The sequence below is a fragment of the Diaphorobacter sp. B2A2W2 genome (assembly GCF_056730635.1).
This window is the reverse complement of sequence record NZ_JBWZOR010000010.1, coordinates 105,743-125,275: the sequence shown is the minus strand read 5'-3', so window position 1 is coordinate 125,275 and position 19,533 is coordinate 105,743. Positions and strand designations below refer to the sequence as shown.

The 19,533-nt window shown below is 67.9% G+C and carries 21 protein-coding genes; 18 read left to right on the top strand and 3 right to left on the bottom strand.

Annotated elements, in window-relative coordinates; genetic code table 11:
• The first annotated feature begins 98 nt into the window (after nt 1-98).
• The 17 genes from AC1PPL_RS15795 to AC1PPL_RS15715 all read left to right on the top strand — a co-directional run bounded on the left by AC1PPL_RS15795 (nt 99) and on the right by AC1PPL_RS15715 (nt 15,865).
• The gene (locus AC1PPL_RS15795; protein WP_088887521.1) at nt 99-515 is read left to right on the top strand and encodes a gamma-butyrobetaine hydroxylase family protein; all 417 of its coding nucleotides are present in this window, start codon (nt 99-101) and stop codon (nt 513-515) included.
• Between the two features lie 124 nt (nt 516-639).
• Nucleotides 640-1,371 carry a bifunctional demethylmenaquinone methyltransferase/2-methoxy-6-polyprenyl-1,4-benzoquinol methylase UbiE gene (gene ubiE, locus AC1PPL_RS15790; protein ID WP_012655775.1) on the top strand — a complete coding sequence of 244 codons (732 nt, stop codon included), beginning with the start codon at nt 640-642 and terminating at the stop codon, nt 1,369-1,371.
• 38 nt (nt 1,372-1,409) lie between these two features.
• A complete protein-coding gene (locus AC1PPL_RS15785) occupies nt 1,410-2,414 on the top strand; it encodes a Tim44 domain-containing protein (protein WP_287805448.1) in 1,005 nt (334 codons plus the stop codon).
• A gap of 80 nt (nt 2,415-2,494) precedes the next feature.
• The gene (locus AC1PPL_RS15780) at nt 2,495-3,073 is read left to right on the top strand and encodes a hypothetical protein (RefSeq protein ID WP_479973675.1); all 579 of its coding nucleotides are present in this window, start codon (nt 2,495-2,497) and stop codon (nt 3,071-3,073) included.
• Nucleotides 3,070-4,635 carry a ubiquinone biosynthesis regulatory protein kinase UbiB gene (ubiB, locus tag AC1PPL_RS15775; protein WP_012655778.1) on the top strand — a complete coding sequence of 522 codons (1,566 nt, stop codon included), beginning with the start codon at nt 3,070-3,072 and terminating at the stop codon, nt 4,633-4,635. Before AC1PPL_RS15780 ends, ubiB begins: the two co-directional genes overlap by 4 nt.
• Before the next feature lie 35 nt (nt 4,636-4,670).
• On the top strand, nt 4,671-6,122 hold the full coding sequence (locus AC1PPL_RS15770) for a high affinity choline transporter 1 (RefSeq protein ID WP_012655779.1): 1,452 nt from the start codon (nt 4,671-4,673) through the stop codon (nt 6,120-6,122).
• 75 nt (nt 6,123-6,197) lie between these two features.
• Nucleotides 6,198-6,470, top strand: a complete 273-nt coding sequence (locus AC1PPL_RS15765) for an FmdB family zinc ribbon protein (protein ID WP_012655780.1) — start codon at nt 6,198-6,200, stop codon at nt 6,468-6,470.
• A gap of 15 nt (nt 6,471-6,485) precedes the next feature.
• The gene (locus tag AC1PPL_RS15760; RefSeq protein ID WP_011804317.1) at nt 6,486-7,109 is read left to right on the top strand and encodes a DUF502 domain-containing protein; all 624 of its coding nucleotides are present in this window, start codon (nt 6,486-6,488) and stop codon (nt 7,107-7,109) included.
• Between the two features lie 92 nt (nt 7,110-7,201).
• Complete coding sequence (gene aspS / locus AC1PPL_RS15755; protein ID WP_011804318.1) at nt 7,202-9,013, top strand: aspartate--tRNA ligase; 1,812 nt, start codon at nt 7,202-7,204, stop codon at nt 9,011-9,013.
• 96 nt (nt 9,014-9,109) lie between these two features.
• On the top strand, nt 9,110-9,913 hold the full coding sequence (locus AC1PPL_RS15750) for a curli production assembly/transport component CsgG (protein ID WP_088887516.1): 804 nt from the start codon (nt 9,110-9,112) through the stop codon (nt 9,911-9,913).
• Nucleotides 9,914-9,941: 28 nt separating this feature from the next.
• Nucleotides 9,942-10,394, top strand: a complete 453-nt coding sequence (gene nudB, locus AC1PPL_RS15745; RefSeq protein ID WP_479973674.1) for a dihydroneopterin triphosphate diphosphatase — start codon at nt 9,942-9,944, stop codon at nt 10,392-10,394.
• Complete coding sequence (locus AC1PPL_RS15740) at nt 10,391-11,158, top strand: endonuclease/exonuclease/phosphatase family protein (RefSeq protein WP_011804321.1); 768 nt, start codon at nt 10,391-10,393, stop codon at nt 11,156-11,158. The genes nudB and AC1PPL_RS15740 overlap by 4 nt, the downstream gene beginning before the upstream one ends.
• A 4-nt stretch (nt 11,159-11,162) precedes the next feature.
• Nucleotides 11,163-12,392: a cardiolipin synthase ClsB gene (gene clsB / locus AC1PPL_RS15735; RefSeq protein ID WP_012655783.1), complete on the top strand. Its 1,230-nt coding sequence runs from the start codon at nt 11,163-11,165 to the stop codon at nt 12,390-12,392.
• Between the two features lie 127 nt (nt 12,393-12,519).
• Nucleotides 12,520-13,245, top strand: coding sequence for a GTP cyclohydrolase I (folE, locus tag AC1PPL_RS15730; RefSeq protein ID WP_011804323.1), 726 nt, complete (start codon nt 12,520-12,522; stop codon nt 13,243-13,245).
• Nucleotides 13,246-13,248: 3 nt separating this feature from the next.
• The gene (locus AC1PPL_RS15725; protein ID WP_011804324.1) at nt 13,249-13,671 is read left to right on the top strand and encodes a BLUF domain-containing protein; all 423 of its coding nucleotides are present in this window, start codon (nt 13,249-13,251) and stop codon (nt 13,669-13,671) included.
• 220 nt (nt 13,672-13,891) lie between these two features.
• Nucleotides 13,892-14,773 carry an EamA family transporter gene (locus tag AC1PPL_RS15720; protein ID WP_012655785.1) on the top strand — a complete coding sequence of 294 codons (882 nt, stop codon included), beginning with the start codon at nt 13,892-13,894 and terminating at the stop codon, nt 14,771-14,773.
• Between the two features lie 273 nt (nt 14,774-15,046).
• Entirely contained in the window at nt 15,047-15,865 is an 819-nt protein-coding gene (locus AC1PPL_RS15715; RefSeq protein WP_479973673.1) for a DUF429 domain-containing protein, read from the top strand.
• Here the strand turns inward: AC1PPL_RS15715 and AC1PPL_RS15710 are convergent.
• Complete coding sequence (locus AC1PPL_RS15710; RefSeq protein ID WP_011804327.1) at nt 15,855-16,541, bottom strand: hypothetical protein; 687 nt, start codon at nt 16,539-16,541, stop codon at nt 15,855-15,857. The two genes, AC1PPL_RS15715 and AC1PPL_RS15710, sit on opposite strands and share 11 nt — an antisense overlap.
• A 75-nt stretch (nt 16,542-16,616) precedes the next feature.
• Nucleotides 16,617-17,228, bottom strand: coding sequence for a hypothetical protein (locus AC1PPL_RS15705; protein ID WP_479973672.1), 612 nt, complete (start codon nt 17,226-17,228; stop codon nt 16,617-16,619).
• A gap of 129 nt (nt 17,229-17,357) precedes the next feature.
• Between AC1PPL_RS15705 and AC1PPL_RS15700 the strand changes: the two genes are divergently transcribed.
• Nucleotides 17,358-18,014, top strand: a complete 657-nt coding sequence (locus AC1PPL_RS15700) for a LysE family translocator (RefSeq protein WP_011804329.1) — start codon at nt 17,358-17,360, stop codon at nt 18,012-18,014.
• A 66-nt stretch (nt 18,015-18,080) separates the two neighbouring features.
• Here the strand turns inward: AC1PPL_RS15700 and AC1PPL_RS15695 are convergent, their stop codons facing one another.
• Entirely contained in the window at nt 18,081-19,484 is a 1,404-nt protein-coding gene (locus AC1PPL_RS15695) for an amidase (protein WP_270175008.1), read from the bottom strand.
• Nucleotides 19,485-19,533: the final 49 nt, after the last annotated feature.

Here is a 19,533-nt window from a genome sequence, read left to right as displayed (position 1 = left end):
CGCGCCGCCTTGGCTCCGGCGGCGGACAATAGCGGCAGGGCGGCGGTGCGCGGTCTCCGCCGCCGGTGTTCATTTCTTTTCATTGCGCAGGTGAATCCATGGCAGGTCTGACGGCGGGCGCGCCCATGCCCCAATCCATCACGGTGCACGAGCAGTCGCGCGTGCTGGAGGTGACGTTTTCCGACGGCGCACACTTTCGCATCCCGTTCGAGCTGATGCGCGTGTATTCCCCCTCGGCCGAAGTGCAGGGCCATGGGCCGGGCCAGCAGGTGCTGCAGACCGGCAAACGCGACGTCACGTTGACGCGGCTGGAGCCGGTAGGCAACTACGCCGTGCAGCCCACCTTCTCCGACGGGCACGACAGCGGCATCTTCTCGTGGGACTACCTGTACGAACTGGGCCGTAACGAGCAGGCGCTGTGGGCAGACTATGCCGAGCGGCTGGCCGCCGCCGGCGTGGACCGTGATGCACCCATGGCGCCCAAGGCCGGCGGCCACGGCTGCGGCGGGCATTGAGGCGCAGCACGGCCCGCCCGCGTGGCCGCGCCGCGCCACGCTTTAGCCTAAATAGCGACAGATGACCTAGGCGCATGCGGGGTTGCCGCTGTACGCATGGTCAGTGGGCGCTTAGCATCGTGGTATGAGTACCACGCATTTCGGATTCCAGTCGGTTCAGGAAGAGGACAAGGCGCGCCACGTGCGCGGCGTGTTCGATTCTGTCGCGCCCAAGTACGACCTGATGAACGACCTGATGTCGGCCGGGTTGCACCGCGCCTGGAAGGCCTACACCGTCATGGTGGCCAACCTGCGCGAGGGCGACCAGGTGCTGGACATCGCGGGCGGCACGGGCGACCTGTCGCTGGCCTTTTCCAAGAAAGTGGGCGCCACGGGCCGCGTCGTGCATACCGACATCAATGAGGCCATGCTGCGCGTGGGACGCGACCGGCTGATCAACGAAGGCGTGGTGCTGCCCACGACGGTGTGCGATGCCGAGCACCTGCCGTTTCCTGACAACCACTTCGACCTGGTGAGCGTGGCCTTCGGCCTGCGCAACATGACGCACAAGGACGCTGCGCTGCGCGAGATGTGCCGCGTGCTCAAGCCGCGCGGCCGGCTGCTGGTGCTGGAGTTTTCCCGCGTGGCCAAGCCGCTGGAAAAGGCCTATGACTGGTATTCGTTCCAGGTGTTGCCGCGGCTGGGCAAGCTGGTGGCGGGCGACGATTCGAGCTACCGCTACCTGGCCGAGTCCATCCGCATGCACCCGGGCCAGGAAGAGCTCAAATCCCTCATGCAGCAAAGTGGCTTTGGGCATGTGGACTATCACAACATGACTGGCGGCATCGTCGCCTTGCATGTTGGAATCAAGTGCTGAAAGAGTTCATTGAAAACTATCGATATTTCGGAGAAGCCATGATGAAACTGTGGTCAGTGGTCTTGGTCGCCATGTTGGCGGTCGTGCATCTGGATGCGGATGCGCGCCGTCTCGGGGGCGGCAAATCCATCGGCAAGCAGTCCAGCAACGTGACCCAGCGCGACGCTGCGACGCCCCCCGCCGCTCCTGCCGCACCCACGCAGAATGCGGCAGGCACCACTGCGGCCAAGCCCGCCGCGGCGCCCAATACCGCCGCAGCCGCCCCCAGGAAGCCTTGGGGCGCCATGCTGGGCGGCCTGGCCGCGGGCCTGGGCCTGGCCTGGCTGGCCAGCTCGCTGGGCCTGGGCGCAGAGTTCGGCCAGTTCCTGCTGATCGCCCTGCTGGCACTGGTGGTCATGGTGGTGGTCGGCATGGTCATGCGTGCGCGCAAATCCGCAGGTGCGCCGGTGAACGCCTCGCCCTTCGCCTTCCAGGGCGCGGGTTCCGCGCCCGCCGCAGATGCGCGCATGCCGCGCCAGTACAGCCCGGACAAGGTGGGTAACGACGCGTCCGCCCGCCCGTGGGAGCGCGGCGGCATGGCCTTCCAGGCGCCGGCCGCTGCCGCTACCGGCGGGATCATCGGCTCGGCGCTGTCGGGTTCGCAGAACTGGGGCGTGCCGGCCGGCTTCGACACCGAAGGCTTCCTGTCGGCCGCCAAGCGCAACTTCACTACGCTGCAGGCCGCCTGGGATCGCTCCGACGTCGCCACGCTGCGCTCCATGATGACCGACAGCATGGTTGACGAGATCCGCACGCAGCTCAACGAGCGCGAATCGCACCGCGGCGACCTGCAGCCCAACCAGACCGATGTGATCATGCTCGAGGCGCAACTGCTGGGCATCGAGGACCTGGGCGACGGCTACATGGCCAGCGTGGAGTTCTCCGGCATGATCCGCGAGGAGCCTTCGGCCGGCCCGAGCCCGTTCCGCGAGGTCTGGAACATGACCAAGCCCAAGAACGGCGCCAGCGGCTGGCTGGTCGCGGGCGTGCAGGCGCTGCAGTAAGCATGGCGCCGCTGGAACCGGGCGGCGCACGGCGAAAAAGCCTGCTGCGCTGCGCCCAGTTCGGGGAATAATCGGGGACTATGGCAACACGGTCCCCTTTTTCTTTCCTGGACGGGCTCTTCGAACGCGTCATGTCTGGCCCCCTGCCGCCCGCGTGGCTGGTGCATGAGGTGCAGCACCGCACGGTGCTGTTCCTCAACCATGTGCTGATGCAGGAGCGGGAAGCCATGGACCGTCTGGCACGCCAGCGCGGCCGCGTCGCGCGAGTGCAGTGGCGCATCTTCTCGATGGCGCTGCAGGTGACGCCCGCCGGGCTGTTCGATCTCGCGCCCGCAGAGGCCGTGGCCGACCTCCGGCTGGAAGTGTCCGAGACCTCTCCGCTGTCGCTGGCCGGCAGTGCGCTGCGCGGCGACAAGCCCACCATCCGCATCGAAGGCGACGTGCAATTCGCGGCCGAGATCAATTGGCTGGTAGACCATGTGCGCTGGGATGTCGAGGAAGACCTGGCGCGCGTGATCGGCGACGCCCCGGCCCGCGCCGTGGCATCCGTCGTGGGGCGCGCCGTGCAGGCGTTGCGCAGCTTCGTGGGCGCACGCGTGCCTGGCGGCCAGGCGCACGCACCCGCAGCGGGCGAGCTGCCGGACCGCTCCCCGCCATGAGCCGCTTTGCCCGCGGCATCACCATCGTCTGGGTGGTGCTGCGCTATGGACTCGACGAACTGGTGCTGTCGACCTTCCGGCAGCCGTGGCTGCGCGCCGTCACGCGGGTCATCACCTTCGGCCGCAAGCTGGACGCGCCGCGCGGCCAGCGGCTGCGCGAGGCCTTGGAGAGCCTGGGTCCGATTTTCGTGAAGTTCGGGCAGGTCCTGTCCACGCGCCGCGACCTCATGCCGCCGGATATTGCGGACGAGCTGGCGCTGCTGCAGGATCGCGTGCCGCCGTTCGACCCCGATGTGGCGATCGCCACCATCGAGCGCGCATTTCGCCGCCCGATCGGCGAGGTGTTCGTCTCGTTCGACCGGCAGCCCGTGGCCAGCGCGTCCATCGCACAGGTGCACTTCGCGGTGATCCGTGACCGGCAGGGACACGCGCGTGAAGTCGCCGTGAAGGTGCTGCGCCCGGGCATGCTGCCGGTGATCGACAAAGATTTGGCGCTCATGCGCATGATGGCCGGGTGGGTGGAAAGCCTGTCCGCCGACGGCAAGCGCCTCAAGCCGCGCGAGGTCGTGGCCGAGTTCGACAACTACCTGCACGACGAACTCGATTTGGTGCGCGAGGCGGCCAACGCGGCGCAGCTGCGCCGCAACATGCAGGGGCTGGACTTGGTGCTCATCCCGGAGGTGTTCTGGGATTTCTGCCATGCCGAAGTGTTGGTGATGGAGCGCATGAAGGGCGTGCCCATCAACCAGGTGGAGCGCCTGCGCAGCGCGGGCGTGGACATTCCCAAGCTGGCCCGCGACGGCGTGACCATCTTCTTCACCCAGGTGTTCCGCGACGGGTTCTTTCATGCCGACATGCATCCCGGCAACATCCAGGTGAGCCTGGCGCCCGAGACCTTCGGCCGCTACATCTCGCTGGACTTTGGCATCGTCGGGACGCTGACCGAGTTCGACAAGGAATACCTTGCGCAGAACTTCACGGCTTTTTTCAGGCGCGACTACAAGCGCGTGGCCGAACTGCACATCGAAAGCGGCTGGGTTCCCGCCCATACCCGCGTGAACGAACTGGAAGCCGCTATCCGCACCGTGTGCGAGCCGTACTTCGACCGGCCGCTCAAGGAAATCTCTTTGGGCATGGTGCTGCTGCGGCTGTTCCAGACCTCGCGGCGCTTCCAGGTGGAGATCCAGCCGCAGCTGGTGCTGCTGCAAAAAACCTTGCTCAACATCGAAGGGCTGGGCCGGCAGTTGGACCCCGACCTGGACCTGTGGAGCACGGCCAAGCCCTTCCTGGAGAAGTGGATGCTCGATCAGCTGGGTCCCCAACGCCTGTGGCGCGAGCTGCGTGCCGAGGCGCCGCACTACGCCAAGATCCTGCCCGACCTGCCACGCCTGCTCCACGACTTCCTGCGCCAGCGGCCCCATGACAACCGGGGCGATCTGCAGGAACTGCTGGCCACCCAGAAGCGCACCAACCGGCTGCTGCAAAGCATCATCTATGGCGGCCTGGGCTTCGTGCTGGGGCTGCTGGTCATGCAGCTCTTCGTGCGCGTGCGCATATTCTAACTTCCTTCCCTCTCTCATTCCTCAGGAGTACCAGCGTGTTGCTCTTCATGGTGATTGCCTACCTGTTTGTCACCATCGGCATTGGCTTGTGGGCTGCCCAACGGGTGAAGAACACGGCTGATTTCGCGATTGCCGGACGCCACCTGCCCATGTACATGATCATCACCACCACGTTCGCCACGTGGTTCGGCTCCGAGATCGTGTTGGGCGTGCCCGCCAAGTTCATCGAAGGGGGGCTCAAGGCCGTGGTGGAAGACCCGTTCGGCGCCGGCATGTGCTTGATTCTGGTGGGGTTGTTCTTCGCGGCCAAGCTCTACCGCATGACGCTGCTGACCATCAGCGACTACTACCGCGAGCGCTACGGCCGCGCAGTGGAGGTGATCTGCTCGCTCATCATCATGCTCAGCTACCTGGGCTGGGTGTCGGCGCAGGTCACGGCGCTGGGGCTGGTGTTCAACCTGCTGTCCGGCGGTGCGGTGAGCATCCCCATGGGCATGGCCATCGGCGTGCTGTCCATCCTGGTCTACACGCTGTGGGGTGGCATGTGGTCGGTGGCGGTGACCGATTTCATCCAGATGATCATTCTGGTCGTCGGCCTGGTGGTGCTGGCCTGGTTCGCCAGCGACATGGCGGGGGGCGCGGGCAAGGTGATCGAGCTGGCCACCAGCCGCGACCTGTTCCAGTTCTGGCCCGAACCCACCTGGCACGAGATCATCTTCTTCTTCGGTGCCGCCATCACGATGATGCTGGGCTCCATCCCGCAGCAGGACGTGTTCCAGCGCGTCATGTCGGCCAATACCGAGCGTGCCGCCACGCATGGCACGGTGATCGGCGGTACGGCCTACATCTTCTTCGCCTTCGTTCCCATGTTCCTCGTGGCAAGCGCGCTGCTGATCATGCCGCAGGAGACGGCCGAACTGCTCAAGGATGACCCGCAGAAGGTGCTGCCCACACTGGTGATGGACAAGATGCCGCTCGTCATGCAGGTGCTGTTCTTCGGTGCGCTACTGTCGGCCATCAAGTCCTGCGCCTCGGCCACACTGCTGGCGCCCAGCGTCACCTTCACCGAGAACATCTGGCGGCAGTTCCGCCCTGAAAAGATCAGCGACCGCGAGAACCTGCTGGCCATGCGCATCAGTGTGCTGGTGTTCGCGGTGGGTGTGCTGGCCTATTCCATCAAGATGGAAGGCACGCCCATTTACGAGCTGGTGTCCAGCGCCTACCAAGTGCCGCTGGTGGGGGCGTTTGTGCCGCTGGTATTCGGCCTGTACTGGAAGCGTGCCAACACGCAAGGCGCGCTGTGCGCGGTGGCGCTGGGCATTGGCGTGTGGCTGGTGTTCATGGTCACCCCCGCGCTGCATGAGGCGTTCCCCCAGCAACTCGCCGGCCTGCTGGCCGCCATGGTCGGCATGGTTGCCGGTTCGCTTGCGCCGCAGGTGGTGCGCAATTCCCATGCGCCGCACCACCGGGTGGTGGGGGTGGAGTGACGCACGGGCGCACGGTGCGGCCTGGGGTGCATGCCTATAATTGAAGGTTTTGCACATTCTTCGCACTTCTTCGTAATGCCTATTTACGCCTATCGATGCGGTTCCTGCGGCCATGCCAAGGACGTGCTGCAAAAAATCTCCGACGCGCCGCTCACCGTCTGCCCGTCCTGCGGTGCGCCGGCTTTTTCCAAGCAGCTGACGGCCGCGGGCTTTCAACTCAAGGGCACGGGCTGGTATGCCACCGATTTCAGCGGCCGTGCCAGTGCGCCTGCTGCGGCATCGGATGCTCCTAAAACAGAAGCTGCCAGCGCTGCTCCAGCAAGCGCTACGGCCACTTCTGACTCTTAACCTCGGATAACTCGCATGGCTGCCTTGCGCAAGTGGCTGTTCACGGGTCTGCTGGTCATCGTGCCCGGCGTCATCACCGCATGGGTGTTGAGCTGGATCGTGAGCACCCTGGATCAGACCCTCGCCATCCTGCCGGGCTCTTGGCAGCCGGACAAACTGCTGGGCTTTCACATCCCGGGCTTCGGGGTGCTGCTCACGCTCAGCATCCTGCTGGTGGTGGGGGCCTTGGCGAGCAACTTCGCGGGGCGCAAGCTGGTGGAGTGGGGCGACCGTCTGGTCAGCCGCATTCCCGTGGTGCGTTCGATCTACTCCAGTGTCAAGCAGGTTTCCGACACGCTGTTCTCTGAAAGCGGCAACGCCTTTCGCACCGCCGTGCTGGTGCAGTGGCCGCGCGAGGGGGTGTGGACGGTGGCCTTCATCACCGGCGCGCCCAGCGGCGAGGTGGCGGCTTACCTGCGTGACGAGTATGTGAGCGTCTACGTGCCCACCACGCCCAATCCCACGGGCGGGTACTTCGTGCTCATGCGCAGGAGCGACTGCATCGAGTTGGACATGAGCATCGATGCGGCCCTCAAGTACATTGTGTCGATGGGGGTGGTGTCGCCACCCGACCCCGTTGCCACGGAACCCGCTCCATAAGAAAACCGTCGTCGCCCGCCTGTGCCTGTGCGCCGAGTGGGTGGAAAGAACAACCATCGTCGCGTCCCACGAGGACGCAGGAAGACTGATCCATGGCCATGCGCTCCCACTACTGCGGTCTTGTGACCGAAGCCCTTCTGGGCCAAACCGTCACCCTGTCGGGCTGGGTGAACCGTCGCCGCGACCATGGCGGCGTGATCTTCATCGACCTGCGCGATCGCGAAGGCTATGTGCAGGTGGTCTGCGACCCTGACCGTCCCGAGATGTTCAAGGTGGCCGAGGATGTCCGCAACGAGTTCTGCGTGCAGGTCAAGGGTTTGGTGCGCGCGCGCCCCGAAGGCACGACCAACGACAGCCTCAAGAGCGGCAAGATCGAGGTGCTGTGCCAGGAGCTCAACGTCCTGAACCCGTCCGTGACGCCGCCCTTCCAGATGGACGACGACAACCTGTCGGAAACCACGCGCCTCACGCACCGCGTGATGGACCTGCGCCGCCCGTACATGCAGCGCAACATGATGCTGCGCTACAAGACGGCCATCCAGGTGCGCAACTTCCTGGACAAGGAAGGCTTCATCGACATCGAAACACCCATGCTGGGCAAGAGCACGCCCGAGGGTGCGCGCGACTACCTCGTGCCCAGCCGCGTGCACGACGGTCAGTTCTTCGCGCTGCCGCAGTCGCCCCAGCTCTACAAGCAGATGCTGATGGTGGCCGGCTACGACCGCTACTACCAGATCACCAAGTGCTTCCGCGACGAGGATCTGCGCGCCGACCGCCAGCCCGAGTTCACGCAGATCGACTGCGAGACCTCGTTCCTGAATGAGGAAGAGATCCGCGCCATCTTCCAGCGCATGATCAAGGAAGTGTTCCAGCAGCAACTGGGCGTGGACCTGGGTGAATTCCCCACCATGACCTACCAGGAAGCGGCGCACCGCTTCGGCTCCGACAAGCCCGACCTGCGCGTGAAGCTCGAATTCACCGAGCTGACCGATGTCATGAAAGACGTGGACTTCAAGGTCTTCTCCGGCGCCGCCAACATGAAGGGCGGCCGTGTGGTGGCCCTGCGCGTGCCCGGTGGCGCCCGTGAAGAGGGCGGCCTGTCGCGCGGCGAGATCGACGGCTATACCGAGTTCGTGAAGATCTACGGCGCCAAGGGTCTGGCCTACATCAAGGTCAACGACAAGGCCAAGGGCCGTGACGGCCTGCAGTCGCCCATCGTCAAGAACATCCATGACGCCGCACTGGCCGAAGTGCTCCAGCGCACGGGCGCGCAGGACGGCGACCTGCTGTTCTTTGGCGCCGACAAGGAAAAGATCGTCAACGACGCCATCGGCGCACTGCGCCTGAAGGTCGGCCACAGCGAATTCGGCAAGAAGAATGGTCTGTTCGAGAACCGCTGGGCGCCGCTGTGGGTGGTGGACTTTCCCATGTTCGAGCATGACGAGGAAGAAGACCGCTGGGTGGCCGTGCACCACCCCTTCACGTCGCCGAAGGACGGCCATGAGAACCTCATGGACACCGACCCCGGCAAGTGCATTGCGAAGGCCTACGACATGGTGCTGAACGGGTGGGAGCTGGGCGGCGGCTCGGTGCGTATCCACCGCGCTGATGTGCAGGCCAAGGTGTTTGCGGCGCTCAATATCGGCCCGGAAGACCAGCGCGCCAAGTTCGGCTACCTGCTGGACGCGTTGCAGTACGGCGCGCCTCCGCACGGCGGCCTGGCCTTCGGCCTGGACCGCCTGATCACGCTGATGACGGGAGCCGAGTCCATCCGCGACGTGATCGCCTTCCCCAAGACCCAGCGTGCCCAGGATCTGCTGACCCAGGCCCCTTCGCCTGTGGACGAAAAGCAGCTGCGCGAACTGCACATCCGCCTGCGCAACCCGCTGCCTGCAGCCCACTGAGGGGCGCGCGGGCTCCGACACCTAAGCGGCAGGCGCGTTCACGTGCCTGCCGTTTTTGTTTGCCATAACGTGTCCACAAGCTCTTGGAGGGAGACCATGCGCATGCTGTTCCGACGGCTGTCCCATACCGGTTTGCTGCTGTGCGTGGCGCTGGGGGTATCGGCTTGCGGCGAGAAGAAAACCGAGCTGGGCGAAGGCGGTTCGGTGGTCACTGGCTCGGCCGGGCCCCAGGGCCCGCGCAACGCCGCGCGCGAGCTGCTGCGCTGCGACAGCCCCGTGGCCACCGTGGCGCTGGCCGAGAGTCCCCACGGCTATGCCACGGGTGGTTACAACCTGCCCACCTCGCCCGTGCCCCTGATCAAGCTCATGGTGCAACAAAGCGGCTGCTTTCGCGTGATGGATCGTGGCGCGGGGCTGCGTGGTACGGTACAGGAGAGCGAATTGCGTGAATCGGGCGTGCTGCGCCCCAACTCGACCGTGGCCAAGGGGCGTGGCTATGAGGCGCAGTACACGCTCACTCCCAGCCTGACCTTCAGCGAAAGCGATGCCGGGCGCGGCCTGGCAGGCATCATGGGCATGATTCCGGTGCTGCGCGATCTGGCCGGCCTGATCGGCCTGGCCGAACAGGTGAAGTTCAAGGAGGCGCAGACGGCGCTACTGCTGTCGGACAACGAAACCACCGAACAGGTGGCTGCCGCTACGGGCGCGGCCCGCACCACCGATCTGGGCATCGGCGGCATCATGATCGGGCGGCTGGGGGGCGCATCCGGGGCAGGTTGGAGCAACACCAACGAAGCCAAGGTGGTTGCCGCCGCCTTCTTGGATACGCACAACGCCCTGGTGGAGCAGGTGCGGGCGCTGCAAGCCAAGCCCCTGCCGCCGCCGGTGCCGAGCCGCTAACGCAGCGCGCGTGCACAGGGACGGCGCCATGTACAAAATTCCCGAATCCGTGCTGGTGGTGGTGCACACGCCTGCGCTGGACGTGCTGCTGCTGCGCCGTGCCGACTCGGCCGAAGATTTCTGGCAATCGGTCACCGGCAGCAAGGATTTTGCGGGCGAGGACTGGGCCGTCACCGCCGCGCGCGAGGCGGCGGAGGAAACCGGCATCCAGGCGGCCGCTGCGGGCTGCGCGCTGCGCGACTGGGGCATGGAGAACATCTACAGCATCTACCCGCAATGGCAGCACCGCTACGCGCCGGATGTCTGCCTGAATACCGAGCGTGTCTTCGGCCTGTGCGTGCCGGCGCAGACGCCAGTGGCCTTGAATCCGCGCGAACACACGGCATATGCTTGGATGGGCTGGCGCGAAGCCGCGGACCGCTGCTACTCGCCTTCCAATGCCGAGGCCATACTCTGGCTGCCACGATTCGTTGGACGATGACCGCAACACCGATCGAACTGCCTGCCGAGCATTCCGGCATCCTGCGCGTAGCGACCTACAACATCCACAAGGGTGTGCAGGGGCTGGGCCCCGCGCGCCGGCTGGAGATCCACAACCTGGGCCTGGCGGTCGAGCAGCTCGATGCAGACATCGTCTGCCTGCAGGAGGTGCGCAGGATGAACCGCAAGGAGGCCAGCTACTTCGAGCGTTGGCCCCATGTGCCGCAGGCCGAGTACCTGGCCCCCGAAGGTTACGAAGCCATCTACCGCACCAATGCCTTCACGCGCCACGGAGAGCACGGCAACGCGCTGCTCACGCGCTGGCCGGTGATCGGCCACCAGCACGAGGACATCTCCGACCATCGCTTCGAGCAGCGCGGCCTGCTGCATGTGGAGGTGGAGATACAAGGCCGCCGGGTGCATGCCATCGTGGTGCACCTGGGCCTGGTGCCCGGCAGCCGCATCCGCCAGGTGGCGCAGCTGCAGCGCTTCATCGCGCGCGAGGTGCCCGAGGATGCCCCGCTGGTCGTTGCGGGCGACTTCAACGACTGGGGGCTGCAGATCAAGCGCATGCTTGCGGGCTTCGGGCTCTTCGAGTACGACGATGCGCCCCAGGCCTTCACCTACCCCGCCCGCCTGCCCATGGTGCAGCTGGACCATGTGTACGTGCGGGGCCTCACCCCGCTGGGGCTGCAGGTGCCACGTGGGCGGATCTGGTGGCGCATGTCGGACCATTTGCCGCTGATCGCAGAGTTCAAGCTCTGACTCCATGGTCGCCCCCACGCGCGCGCACGCTACCGGCCGAGACCACCAGATCCAGCTGCTGCAGGGCACGCAGGAGTTGTTCCCGGCGCTGATCGCCGAGATGGATGCGGCGCTGTCCGATATCCAGTTTGAGACCTACATCTTTGACTGCACCGGCGCGGGCGCCGACGTGGCCGAGGCGCTGATGCGCGCAGCCCGGCGAGGCGTGCGCGTGCACCTGGCGCTGGACGGCGTGGGCACAGGGCGGCTGCCCGAGCCCTGGCGCACCCGCATGGTGCAGGCCGGCGTGCACGTGCAGGTGTATTCGCCGCTCGGCCCGCTGGGCCTGTTGCTGCCGATGCGCTGGCGCCGGCTGCACCGCAAGCTGTGCGTGGTGGATGGCTGCGTGCTGTACTGCGGCGGCATCAACGTGCTGGACGACTTCCACGACCCCAACCACGGCGCGCTCACCGCGCCGCGCTTTGACTTTGCCGTGCGCGCCGAGGGCAGCCTGGTGCAGCAGGCCAGCGAGACCATGGAGCAACTGTGGTGGCGCATGCGCGCGGTGCGCGACGTACGCCAGCGCCGCCTGTCGCTGGCGCTGGCCGACCTGCGCGCCGCCAGCGCCGCACGCCTGGCGGCGCGGCGCGCCGAGAGCCGTGCGCGGGGCATGCGCGCCGAGCTGGTGCTGCGCGACAACGTGCGCAACCGTGCACGCATCGAGCGCGCCTACCTGCGCGCCATTGCCCGCGCGCGGCATGAGGTCATCATCGCCAACGCCTACTTCGTGCCCGGTGGCAAGCTGCGCCGCGCGCTGGTGCTGGCGGCGCGGCGCGGTGTGCGCGTACAGCTGCTGCTGCAGGGGCGGTACGAATACTTCATGCAATACCACGCAGCGCGGCCGGTGTACGGCACGCTGCTGGCGGCGGGCGTGGAGATTCATGAATACGCGCCCAGCTTCCTGCACGCCAAGGTGGCGGTGATCGACGCGGACAGCCGCCGCGCCTGGGCCACGGTGGGCTCGTCCAACCTGGACCCGCTGTCGCTGCTGCTGGCGCGCGAGGCCAATGTGATCGTGCGCGACGCCCCCTTTGCCCAGGACCTGCGCAAGCGGCTGCGCCACGCCATGGCCCACGAGGGCCGCCAGCTTGACCCGCAGCGCTACGCCGAACGCCCCTGGCGCGAGCGCGCGCTGGACCGCATCGCCTTCGGCATCATGCGCGCGGCCCTGTGGGTGACGGGCAACCGCTACTGAATGCCGCGCCCCTGCCGGTGGGATGATATTGCTATTGTTTAGATAGCTGCTCGCGCTTGCCCCATAAGCGCTAGAGGCATAAAAAGCTTATAAAGCCTGGATCGGCATTCGCTGGTACCATGCCGCCATGTCTTCAGAACCCCCAGCACCCCTGAGCGGTGCCGCGCCCGACGAGGGTACGCCCGTCTCCGTCAAGATTCGCGAACGGCTGAACGCGGCGCGCCGGCGCTTCCATGCCAACGACAACATTGCGGAGTTCATCCAGCCCGGCGAGCTGGAGCGCCTGCTGGACGAGGTCGAGGCCAAGATGCAGGGCGTCCTCGACAGCATGGTCATCGACACAGCGGGCGACCACAACACGCAGGCCACGGCGCGCCGGGTGGCCAAGATGTACCTCAACGAGGTCTTCAAGGGCCGCTACGTGCAGCCGCCGGCGATCACCGAGTTTCCCAACGCCGAGCACCTGAACGAGCTGATGATCGTCGGCCCCGTCACCGTGCGCAGCGCCTGCAGCCACCACTTCTGCCCGGTGATCGGCAAGATCTGGATCGGTGTGCTGCCCAACGAGCACACCAACGTGATCGGCCTGTCCAAGTACGCGCGCCTCGTGGACTGGGTCATGGGGCGTCCCCAGATCCAGGAGGAGGCCGTGGTGCAGCTGGCCGACCTCATCATGGAAAAGACCCAGCCCGACGGGCTGGCCATCGTCATGGAGGCCAGCCACTTCTGCATGTCCTGGCGCGGTGTGCGCGAGATGGACAGCAAGATGATCAACTCGGTGATGCGCGGGGTGTTCCTCACCAATCCCACGCTGCGCCGCGAATTCCTGGCCCTCATTCCCCGAAGGAGCTGACCCATGCTGGTCCGTCTTCTCTACGTCAGCCGTGCCGTCGATACCTCGTCCGAGGCCATCGAGGCCATCCTCACCCAGTCGCGCCAGCACAACCCCGCCAGTGGCATCACGGGCGTGCTGTGCTACGGCGGCGGCATCTTCTTGCAGGCCATCGAAGGCGGGCGCTCTGCCGTCAGCGACCTGTACGGCCACATCCAGCGCGACCCGCGCCACAAGGACGTGGAGCTGCTGGCCTTCGAGGAAATCACCGAGCGCCGCTTTGGCGGCTGGACCATGGGCCAGGTCAACCTGACCAAGCTCAACCACTCCATCGTGCTCAAGTATTCCGAGCGGCCCGAGTTCGACCCCTATGCAGCCTCGGGCAAGGTGTCGTTCGCGCTGCTCGAAGAACTCATGGCCACGGCCAGCATCATCGGCCGGGCCTGAGGGTGGACAGCCCCCTGAGCGGCTTGCGCCGCAGTCCCCGACTCCCGCGCGACGTGCGGGACGGGGGCGCCGTCAGTATGGCGGGGCGGTGCTGCCGGTCCAGGCGCTTGCCGGGCGGCGCACGTCTGGCGCATGCCGGTGCCGCCGTGGCGCACTGATGCCGCCGACCACCTCCTGAACGCCGCAGCCGGCCGCGAGGCGCTGCGGCGGCGGGCCCTTCATGTCGCTCAACGCCTTCGCACTCATCCTCCTCGCCGGCCTGATCCACGCCGGCTGGAACATCGCCGCCAAGAAGGCCGGCGGCGATGCGCGTTTCGCCTTCTTCACCTCGGTGCTCATGATGCTGGTGTGGGCACCGCTGGGCTGGTGGCTTGGGCGCGACGCCGTGCCGCTGTGGGGCGCGCGCGAGTGGGCCATCGTGGCCCTGAGCGGCGTGCTGCACGTGCTGTACTACGTGATCCTGCTGCGCGGCTACCGCAAGGCCGACCTCACCGTGGTCTACCCCCTGGCGCGGGGCACGGGGCCGCTGCTGACCGCGCTGGTGGCCGTCACGCTGCTGGGCGAGCGGCTGTCCGCCTGGGGCGTGCTGGGCATCGTGGCGGTGGTGGGCGGCGTCTTCCTGATTGCGGGCGGCCCCGGGCTGTTACGCGCGGCGCACGACCCCCAGGCGCGCCTGCGTGTGCGCGCGGGCCTGCGCTACGGCGTGCTGACCGGCATCTTCATCGCCAGCTATACCGTGGTGGACGGCTACGCCGTCAAGGCCATGCTGCTGTCGCCCGTGCTGGTGGACTACATGGGCAACTTCGTGCGCGTGGCAGTGCTCGCCCCCGTGGCCCTGCGCAACCGCGCCGAGACGGCGCGCCTGTGGGCCGGGCAGTGGCGCTTTGCGCTGCTGGTGGCCGTGGTGAGCCCGATCGCCTACGTGCTGGTGCTGTTTGCCATGCAGGAGGCGCCCATGGCCCACGTGGCGCCAGCGCGCGAGGTCTCCATGCTGTTCGCGGCGCTCATCGGCGGGCACCTGCTGGACGAGGGCGACCGCGCCGCGCGCTTGGCGGGGGCGCTGCTGATTGCCGCCGGCGTGGTGGCGCTGGCGCTGGGCTAGGGACTGTTCACACTGTTTTTGCCAGATGCGTTGCGATCAAAAGGGGCCAGGCGCAAGGCGCCAAACGAAGCTGGGGTGTGACCCCAGCGCGGCTTGGCAACGCCGCGAATGTCCCGTTTTGATCGCAACCCGAAGGGACCGGAGTGAGAACCGCGCCACGCGTCCTTGCCCTCCTAGCCAAGGCCCCGGCCTTGGCGTCGTCACGCGCCTAGATTGGCGCGGTTTTCACGCCCTTCGCACTGGCAAAAATAGTGTGAACAGGCCCTGGCTGCAATGCTGCTGGTAGGGTGCGATTTTTCCAGCAGTCCCAGTCGGCGCAAGCCCATCGTGCTGGCGCTGGGCGCGCTGCAAGGCGGCAGCGTGGTGCTGCAAGACCTGCAGCCGCTGGATACGCTCGCCGCCTTCGGCCGATGGCTGGCCGCGCCGCGCGCGTGGGTGGGCGGCTTCGATCTGCCCTTCGGCCTGCCCCGCGAACTCCTCACCGGACTCGGCTGGCCGCTCGAATGGGCGCGCAGCATCGCGCACTACCGCGGCCTCACGCGCGCGCAAGTGCGTGAAACCTTTGCCGCGTTCTGCGCCGCGCGCCCTGCCGGCGCCAAGCTGGCCCACCGCGCCACGGACCGTCCCGCGGGCTCCAGCCCGTCGATGAAATGGGTGAACCCACCCGTGGCCTACATGCTGCATGCGGGCGTGCCGCTGCTGCTGGAGGCCGGCGTGCACCTGCCTGGCCTGCATGCCGGGGACCCGCGGCGCGTGGCGCTGGAGGCCTACCCCGGTCTGCTGGCGCGCGAGCTGATCGGGCGGCGCAGCTACAAGAGCGACGCGCGTGCGCGCCAGACGGCCGACCGGCACGCGGCGCGCACGGAACTGCTGCGCCGCCTGGAGTGCGGCGACACCCGCCTGGGCCTGCGCCTGACAGTGGATGCCGCGCAGCGCACGGCACTGCTGGACGACGGCAGCGGCGACCGCCTGGATGCGGTGCTGTGCCTGCTGCAGGCCGCATGGGCATGGCGCTGCCGGCAGCAGGGCGACCTGCGCTACGGCCTGCCGCCCGACATGGACCCGCTGGAGGGCTGGATCGTCACGGCGTAACGTCTGGTCGTGCAGGTGCCGCGTCCAGCTCCACCCAGCCTGCGCCGCATTGCACATGCGCGCCGCCATGCCGCGCCAGGCAGAGCAGCGCAGCGGCATCCAGGGGCGGGACTGGCTGGGACGCGAATGCCGCCAGGCCGGCGTCCGCCTGTCCGTCCGCCTGCACCCGCAGGCCGCTGCGGCCTTGCACGGCCTGCAGCGTGATGCGTGCGGGAGGCGGGGAGCCCGTTTCCGCCAGGTGATAGAGGGCGCCCAGCAGCAGGCACAGGGTGGTGTGTGCCGCGACGGGCGTCTCGGGCAACGGGCCGGGCGCTTGCAGGTCGGTGCCGCGCATGGCCAGCAGCGGCCGGGCCAGCTGAACCGCCTGGGCGGCCACGGCCGCCAGGGGCTGAGCGCTGTCCTGCGCGGGCAGGTCCCAATGGCGCAGGCGCTTGGCACTGTCGGCCAGGCGGGTCAGGTGGCCTTCGAACTGCTCCACCCGCTCCACTGCCTGTGCGGGCGGCAACTCGCCCGTACCGAGCCGGCGTTTGAGCACGGTGGCCGCCATGCGCATGGCCGACAGCGGCCCCGCCAGGTCGTGCCGCACGGCGGGCATGGTGCGCGCAAGGATGGCGCTTTGCACGCCCAGCGCCATCCAGGCCTGGACGGGATCGTTGTCGGTGGGGAGGGTATTCATGGGCTGGCTGATTGGAACCGGGCGCCGGCGCCGGCAGGGTAGGACGGGGGCGCGAGTTGCCGCGCCCGCCGCGCTTCAGCGCACTGGGCCGGTCAGGGCGAGGTAAGCGGCGCGCGTTTCCGGCGAAACCGCAGCCACCAGCTGGGCGTGCGGCGTCTGGTGGCGCGCCAGCGTGCGGGCCGATGCCACGGCCTTGGACTTGCAGAACCAGTGGCAGGTGTGCTGCATCAGCAGCAGCTCGGCCGTCATGGTGAAGGCCTTGTCGCGCGGCGACAGGCCGGCGTCGTTGCGTGCCACGCGGGCGATGCCGCGCGCGTGCACATCAATGGCCTCGCGCATGTCGAAGGTGGCGGCGGGCAGCAACTGCGTGGCAAACGGCAGGCCCAGCGCCAGGCGGCTCGCGCGTGCCAGCGGTGCGGGCACGCGGCGGAAGTCGGCGGCAAAGCGCTCAAACTGTTCGCTCAACTGTGCCTCACTGCTGGCCAGCAGGTTCAGCACCTGCTGGCGGCGCTCGGGGTCCTGTTCGCCCATGGCGCGCAGGTAGCCCTGGGTCAGTGTCTCCATGAGCCGTTCCATCTGGTAGGGCTGCAGATGCTGCGCCAGCAGCACGATGCGCCGGCGCTGCTGCTGGGTGTTGAGCATGTAGGCGCCGGTGGCCGCGAGGGCCACCACGAATAAAAGGTCCATGGCAGACAAGTCCGTGAAAAGCGGGCGAAACCGTCGATTGTCGTGCCTGCGCACGCGCCCGCCGTGTGCGCGGTGCAGAATGGTGCGCCGCCGCTCCGGCGGTTCTCCGTCCCACCCTCAGACCGTCCCATGCCTTCGATCGAAACCCTTGTCGCGTTCTTTGGTGTTTCCGTGCTGCTGGCGCTCACGCCGGGGCCCGACAACCTGTTCGTGCTGCTGCAGTCGGCCCAGCGCGGCTGGCGCGCGGGCATGTGCGTGGTGCTGGGGCTGTGCCTGGGGCTGGTGGGGCACACCACGGCCGTGGCGCTGGGACTGGCGGCCGTGTTTGCCGCGTCGGCCGTGGCGTTCACGGTGCTCAAGTTCTGCGGCGCCGCCTATTTGGCCTATCTGGCCTGGGGGGCGTTGCGGGCGCCGGCCAGCGTGCCCGAGGAGGCGCCCGCTACGGGCGCGGCGATGGCGCCGGGCGCCCGTGTGCCCGGTGGTGCACTGCGCATGGTGGGGCGCGGTGTGGTGATGAACCTGACCAACCCCAAGGTGCTGATCTTCTTCCTGGCCTTCCTGCCGCAGTTTGCCGACCCCGCGCGCGGCGGCATGGCGCGGCAGATCCTGGTGCTGGGGGTGGTGTTCATGCTGGCCACGTTCCTGGTGTTCGGGGCCATCGCATGCTTCAGCGGGGCGTTCGGCGCGCTGCTGCAGCGCTCGGCGCGCGCGCAGCGCATGCTCAACCGCGTGGCGGGCCTGGTGTTCCTGGGCCTGGCCGTGCGGCTGGCCACAGCCGAGCGCTGACACTCCACTTTTTATAGCTGCTAGCGCTTGTCTATCAAGCGCTGGAGGCCATTTTGGCTTGTGCCTTCAAGGCGCGGGCGGCGCGGGCCAGGGCCGCTGCGCGCCGCGCAACTGCTCGAAGGCGTGGGCCAGTTGCAGTACGCCCAGGTCGTCAAAGCGCTGTCCGGCAATCTGCAGCCCGATGGGCAGGCCGCTGGCGCTGTAGCCGCAGTTGACCGACGCGGCCGGCTGCTCCGACATGTTGAACGGCACGGTGAAGGCAATGTGCTCCAGCGGCCGCAGCGGGTCGTCGGTGGGCGAGGGCAGCTCGGCCGCGAAGGCGGTGATGGGCGCCACGGGCGAAAGCACGTAGTCGTACCCCGCGCAGGCGCGCACCGTGGCTACGCGCGTGGCGTGGAACTGCTGGCTGGCCTCGTACACCTGGGCCGCGTTGAGCGTGGCGGCGCTATCCGCCCAGGCGCGGATGTAGGGCAGCACCTTGGCCCGCTGCTCGACGGTGAGCGTGCGCATGTCCATGTGCGAGCGCATGCGCCAAAAGTGGTCCATGCCGTCCAGCATGGCGCGCGTGAGGAACGGCTCCATGGGCTCGACGATGGCGCCCGCGTCGGCCAGGCGCTGCGCGGCGGCCTGCACGGCGGCGCGCACCTCGGGATCGGTAGCCAGGCCGCAGCCCGCGTCCAGCAGCAGCCCCAGGCGCAGGCCGCGCAGGCGCTGCGTGCCGGGCGCGAGCCGCAGCCAGTCGATGGGCTGTGCTGGCAGGCTCATGCTGTCGCGCGCGTCGGGCTGCGACAGCACCTGCATCATCAGCGCGGCGTCCTCCACGCCGCGCGTCATGGGGCCGGCCGCGCGGCCGGTGTAGGGCGGATCGATGGGAATGCGGCCCAGGCTGGGCTTGAGCGTGAAGATGCCGCACCAGCTGGCCGGCAGGCGCAGCGAGCCGCCGATGTCCGTGCCCACGTGCAACGGCCCGTAGCCGGCGGCCGCCGCCGCGCCCGCGCCGGCGCTGGAGCCGCCTGGGCCCTTGGACAGGTCCCAGGGGTTGCGCGCCAGCGGATGAAAGCTCGACAGCCCCGAGGACAGCATGCCGTAGTCGGGCATGGTGGTCTTGGCCAGCAGTACGGCGCCCGCCTCGCGCAGCCGCGCTGCGGGTGGTGCATCGGCCGCGGCGGGCACCAGCGGCAGCGCGGCGGTGCCCAGCGGCGTGGGATCGCCCTGCGTGGCGATGTTGTCCTTGAGGGTGACGGGCACGCCGTCCAGCGGGCCGCAGGGGGCGCCGCGCAGCCAGCGGGCCTCGCTCTGGCGGGCCTGGGCCAGCGCAGCCTCGGGCCGCAGCAGGTAAGTGGCCTGCAGGTGAGGCTCCCACCGCGCGACGTGGCTGAGCACGTCGAGCAACGCGTCCACCGGAGAGATCTGGCGGCTGCGGTAGCCGGCGAGCAGTTCGCTGGCGGACAGCTCGTGCAATTGCGTCATGGCGATCCTTGTGTCATCGCGGAGGCGGTGTGGAGAGAACGGCTGTTCC

Coding starts and splice junctions, on each gene's coding strand:
- AC1PPL_RS15795 (WP_088887521.1), top strand. CDS start 99: ATGGCAGGTCTGACGGCGGGCGCGCCCATGCCCCAATCCATCACGGTG.
- ubiE (WP_012655775.1), top strand. CDS start 640: ATGAGTACCACGCATTTCGGATTCCAGTCGGTTCAGGAAGAGGACAAG.
- AC1PPL_RS15785 (WP_287805448.1), top strand. CDS start 1,410: ATGATGAAACTGTGGTCAGTGGTCTTGGTCGCCATGTTGGCGGTCGTG.
- AC1PPL_RS15780 (WP_479973675.1), top strand. CDS start 2,495: ATGGCAACACGGTCCCCTTTTTCTTTCCTGGACGGGCTCTTCGAACGC.
- ubiB (WP_012655778.1), top strand. CDS start 3,070: ATGAGCCGCTTTGCCCGCGGCATCACCATCGTCTGGGTGGTGCTGCGC.
- AC1PPL_RS15765 (WP_012655780.1), top strand. CDS start 6,198: ATGCCTATTTACGCCTATCGATGCGGTTCCTGCGGCCATGCCAAGGAC.
- AC1PPL_RS15760 (WP_011804317.1), top strand. CDS start 6,486: ATGGCTGCCTTGCGCAAGTGGCTGTTCACGGGTCTGCTGGTCATCGTG.
- aspS (WP_011804318.1), top strand. CDS start 7,202: ATGGCCATGCGCTCCCACTACTGCGGTCTTGTGACCGAAGCCCTTCTG.
- AC1PPL_RS15750 (WP_088887516.1), top strand. CDS start 9,110: ATGCGCATGCTGTTCCGACGGCTGTCCCATACCGGTTTGCTGCTGTGC.
- nudB (WP_479973674.1), top strand. CDS start 9,942: ATGTACAAAATTCCCGAATCCGTGCTGGTGGTGGTGCACACGCCTGCG.
- AC1PPL_RS15740 (WP_011804321.1), top strand. CDS start 10,391: ATGACCGCAACACCGATCGAACTGCCTGCCGAGCATTCCGGCATCCTG.
- clsB (WP_012655783.1), top strand. CDS start 11,163: ATGGTCGCCCCCACGCGCGCGCACGCTACCGGCCGAGACCACCAGATC.
- folE (WP_011804323.1), top strand. CDS start 12,520: ATGTCTTCAGAACCCCCAGCACCCCTGAGCGGTGCCGCGCCCGACGAG.
- AC1PPL_RS15725 (WP_011804324.1), top strand. CDS start 13,249: ATGCTGGTCCGTCTTCTCTACGTCAGCCGTGCCGTCGATACCTCGTCC.
- AC1PPL_RS15720 (WP_012655785.1), top strand. CDS start 13,892: ATGTCGCTCAACGCCTTCGCACTCATCCTCCTCGCCGGCCTGATCCAC.
- AC1PPL_RS15715 (WP_479973673.1), top strand. CDS start 15,047: ATGCTGCTGGTAGGGTGCGATTTTTCCAGCAGTCCCAGTCGGCGCAAG.
- AC1PPL_RS15710 (WP_011804327.1), bottom strand. CDS start 16,541: ATGAATACCCTCCCCACCGACAACGATCCCGTCCAGGCCTGGATGGCG.
- AC1PPL_RS15705 (WP_479973672.1), bottom strand. CDS start 17,228: ATGGACCTTTTATTCGTGGTGGCCCTCGCGGCCACCGGCGCCTACATG.
- AC1PPL_RS15700 (WP_011804329.1), top strand. CDS start 17,358: ATGCCTTCGATCGAAACCCTTGTCGCGTTCTTTGGTGTTTCCGTGCTG.
- AC1PPL_RS15695 (WP_270175008.1), bottom strand. CDS start 19,484: ATGACGCAATTGCACGAGCTGTCCGCCAGCGAACTGCTCGCCGGCTAC.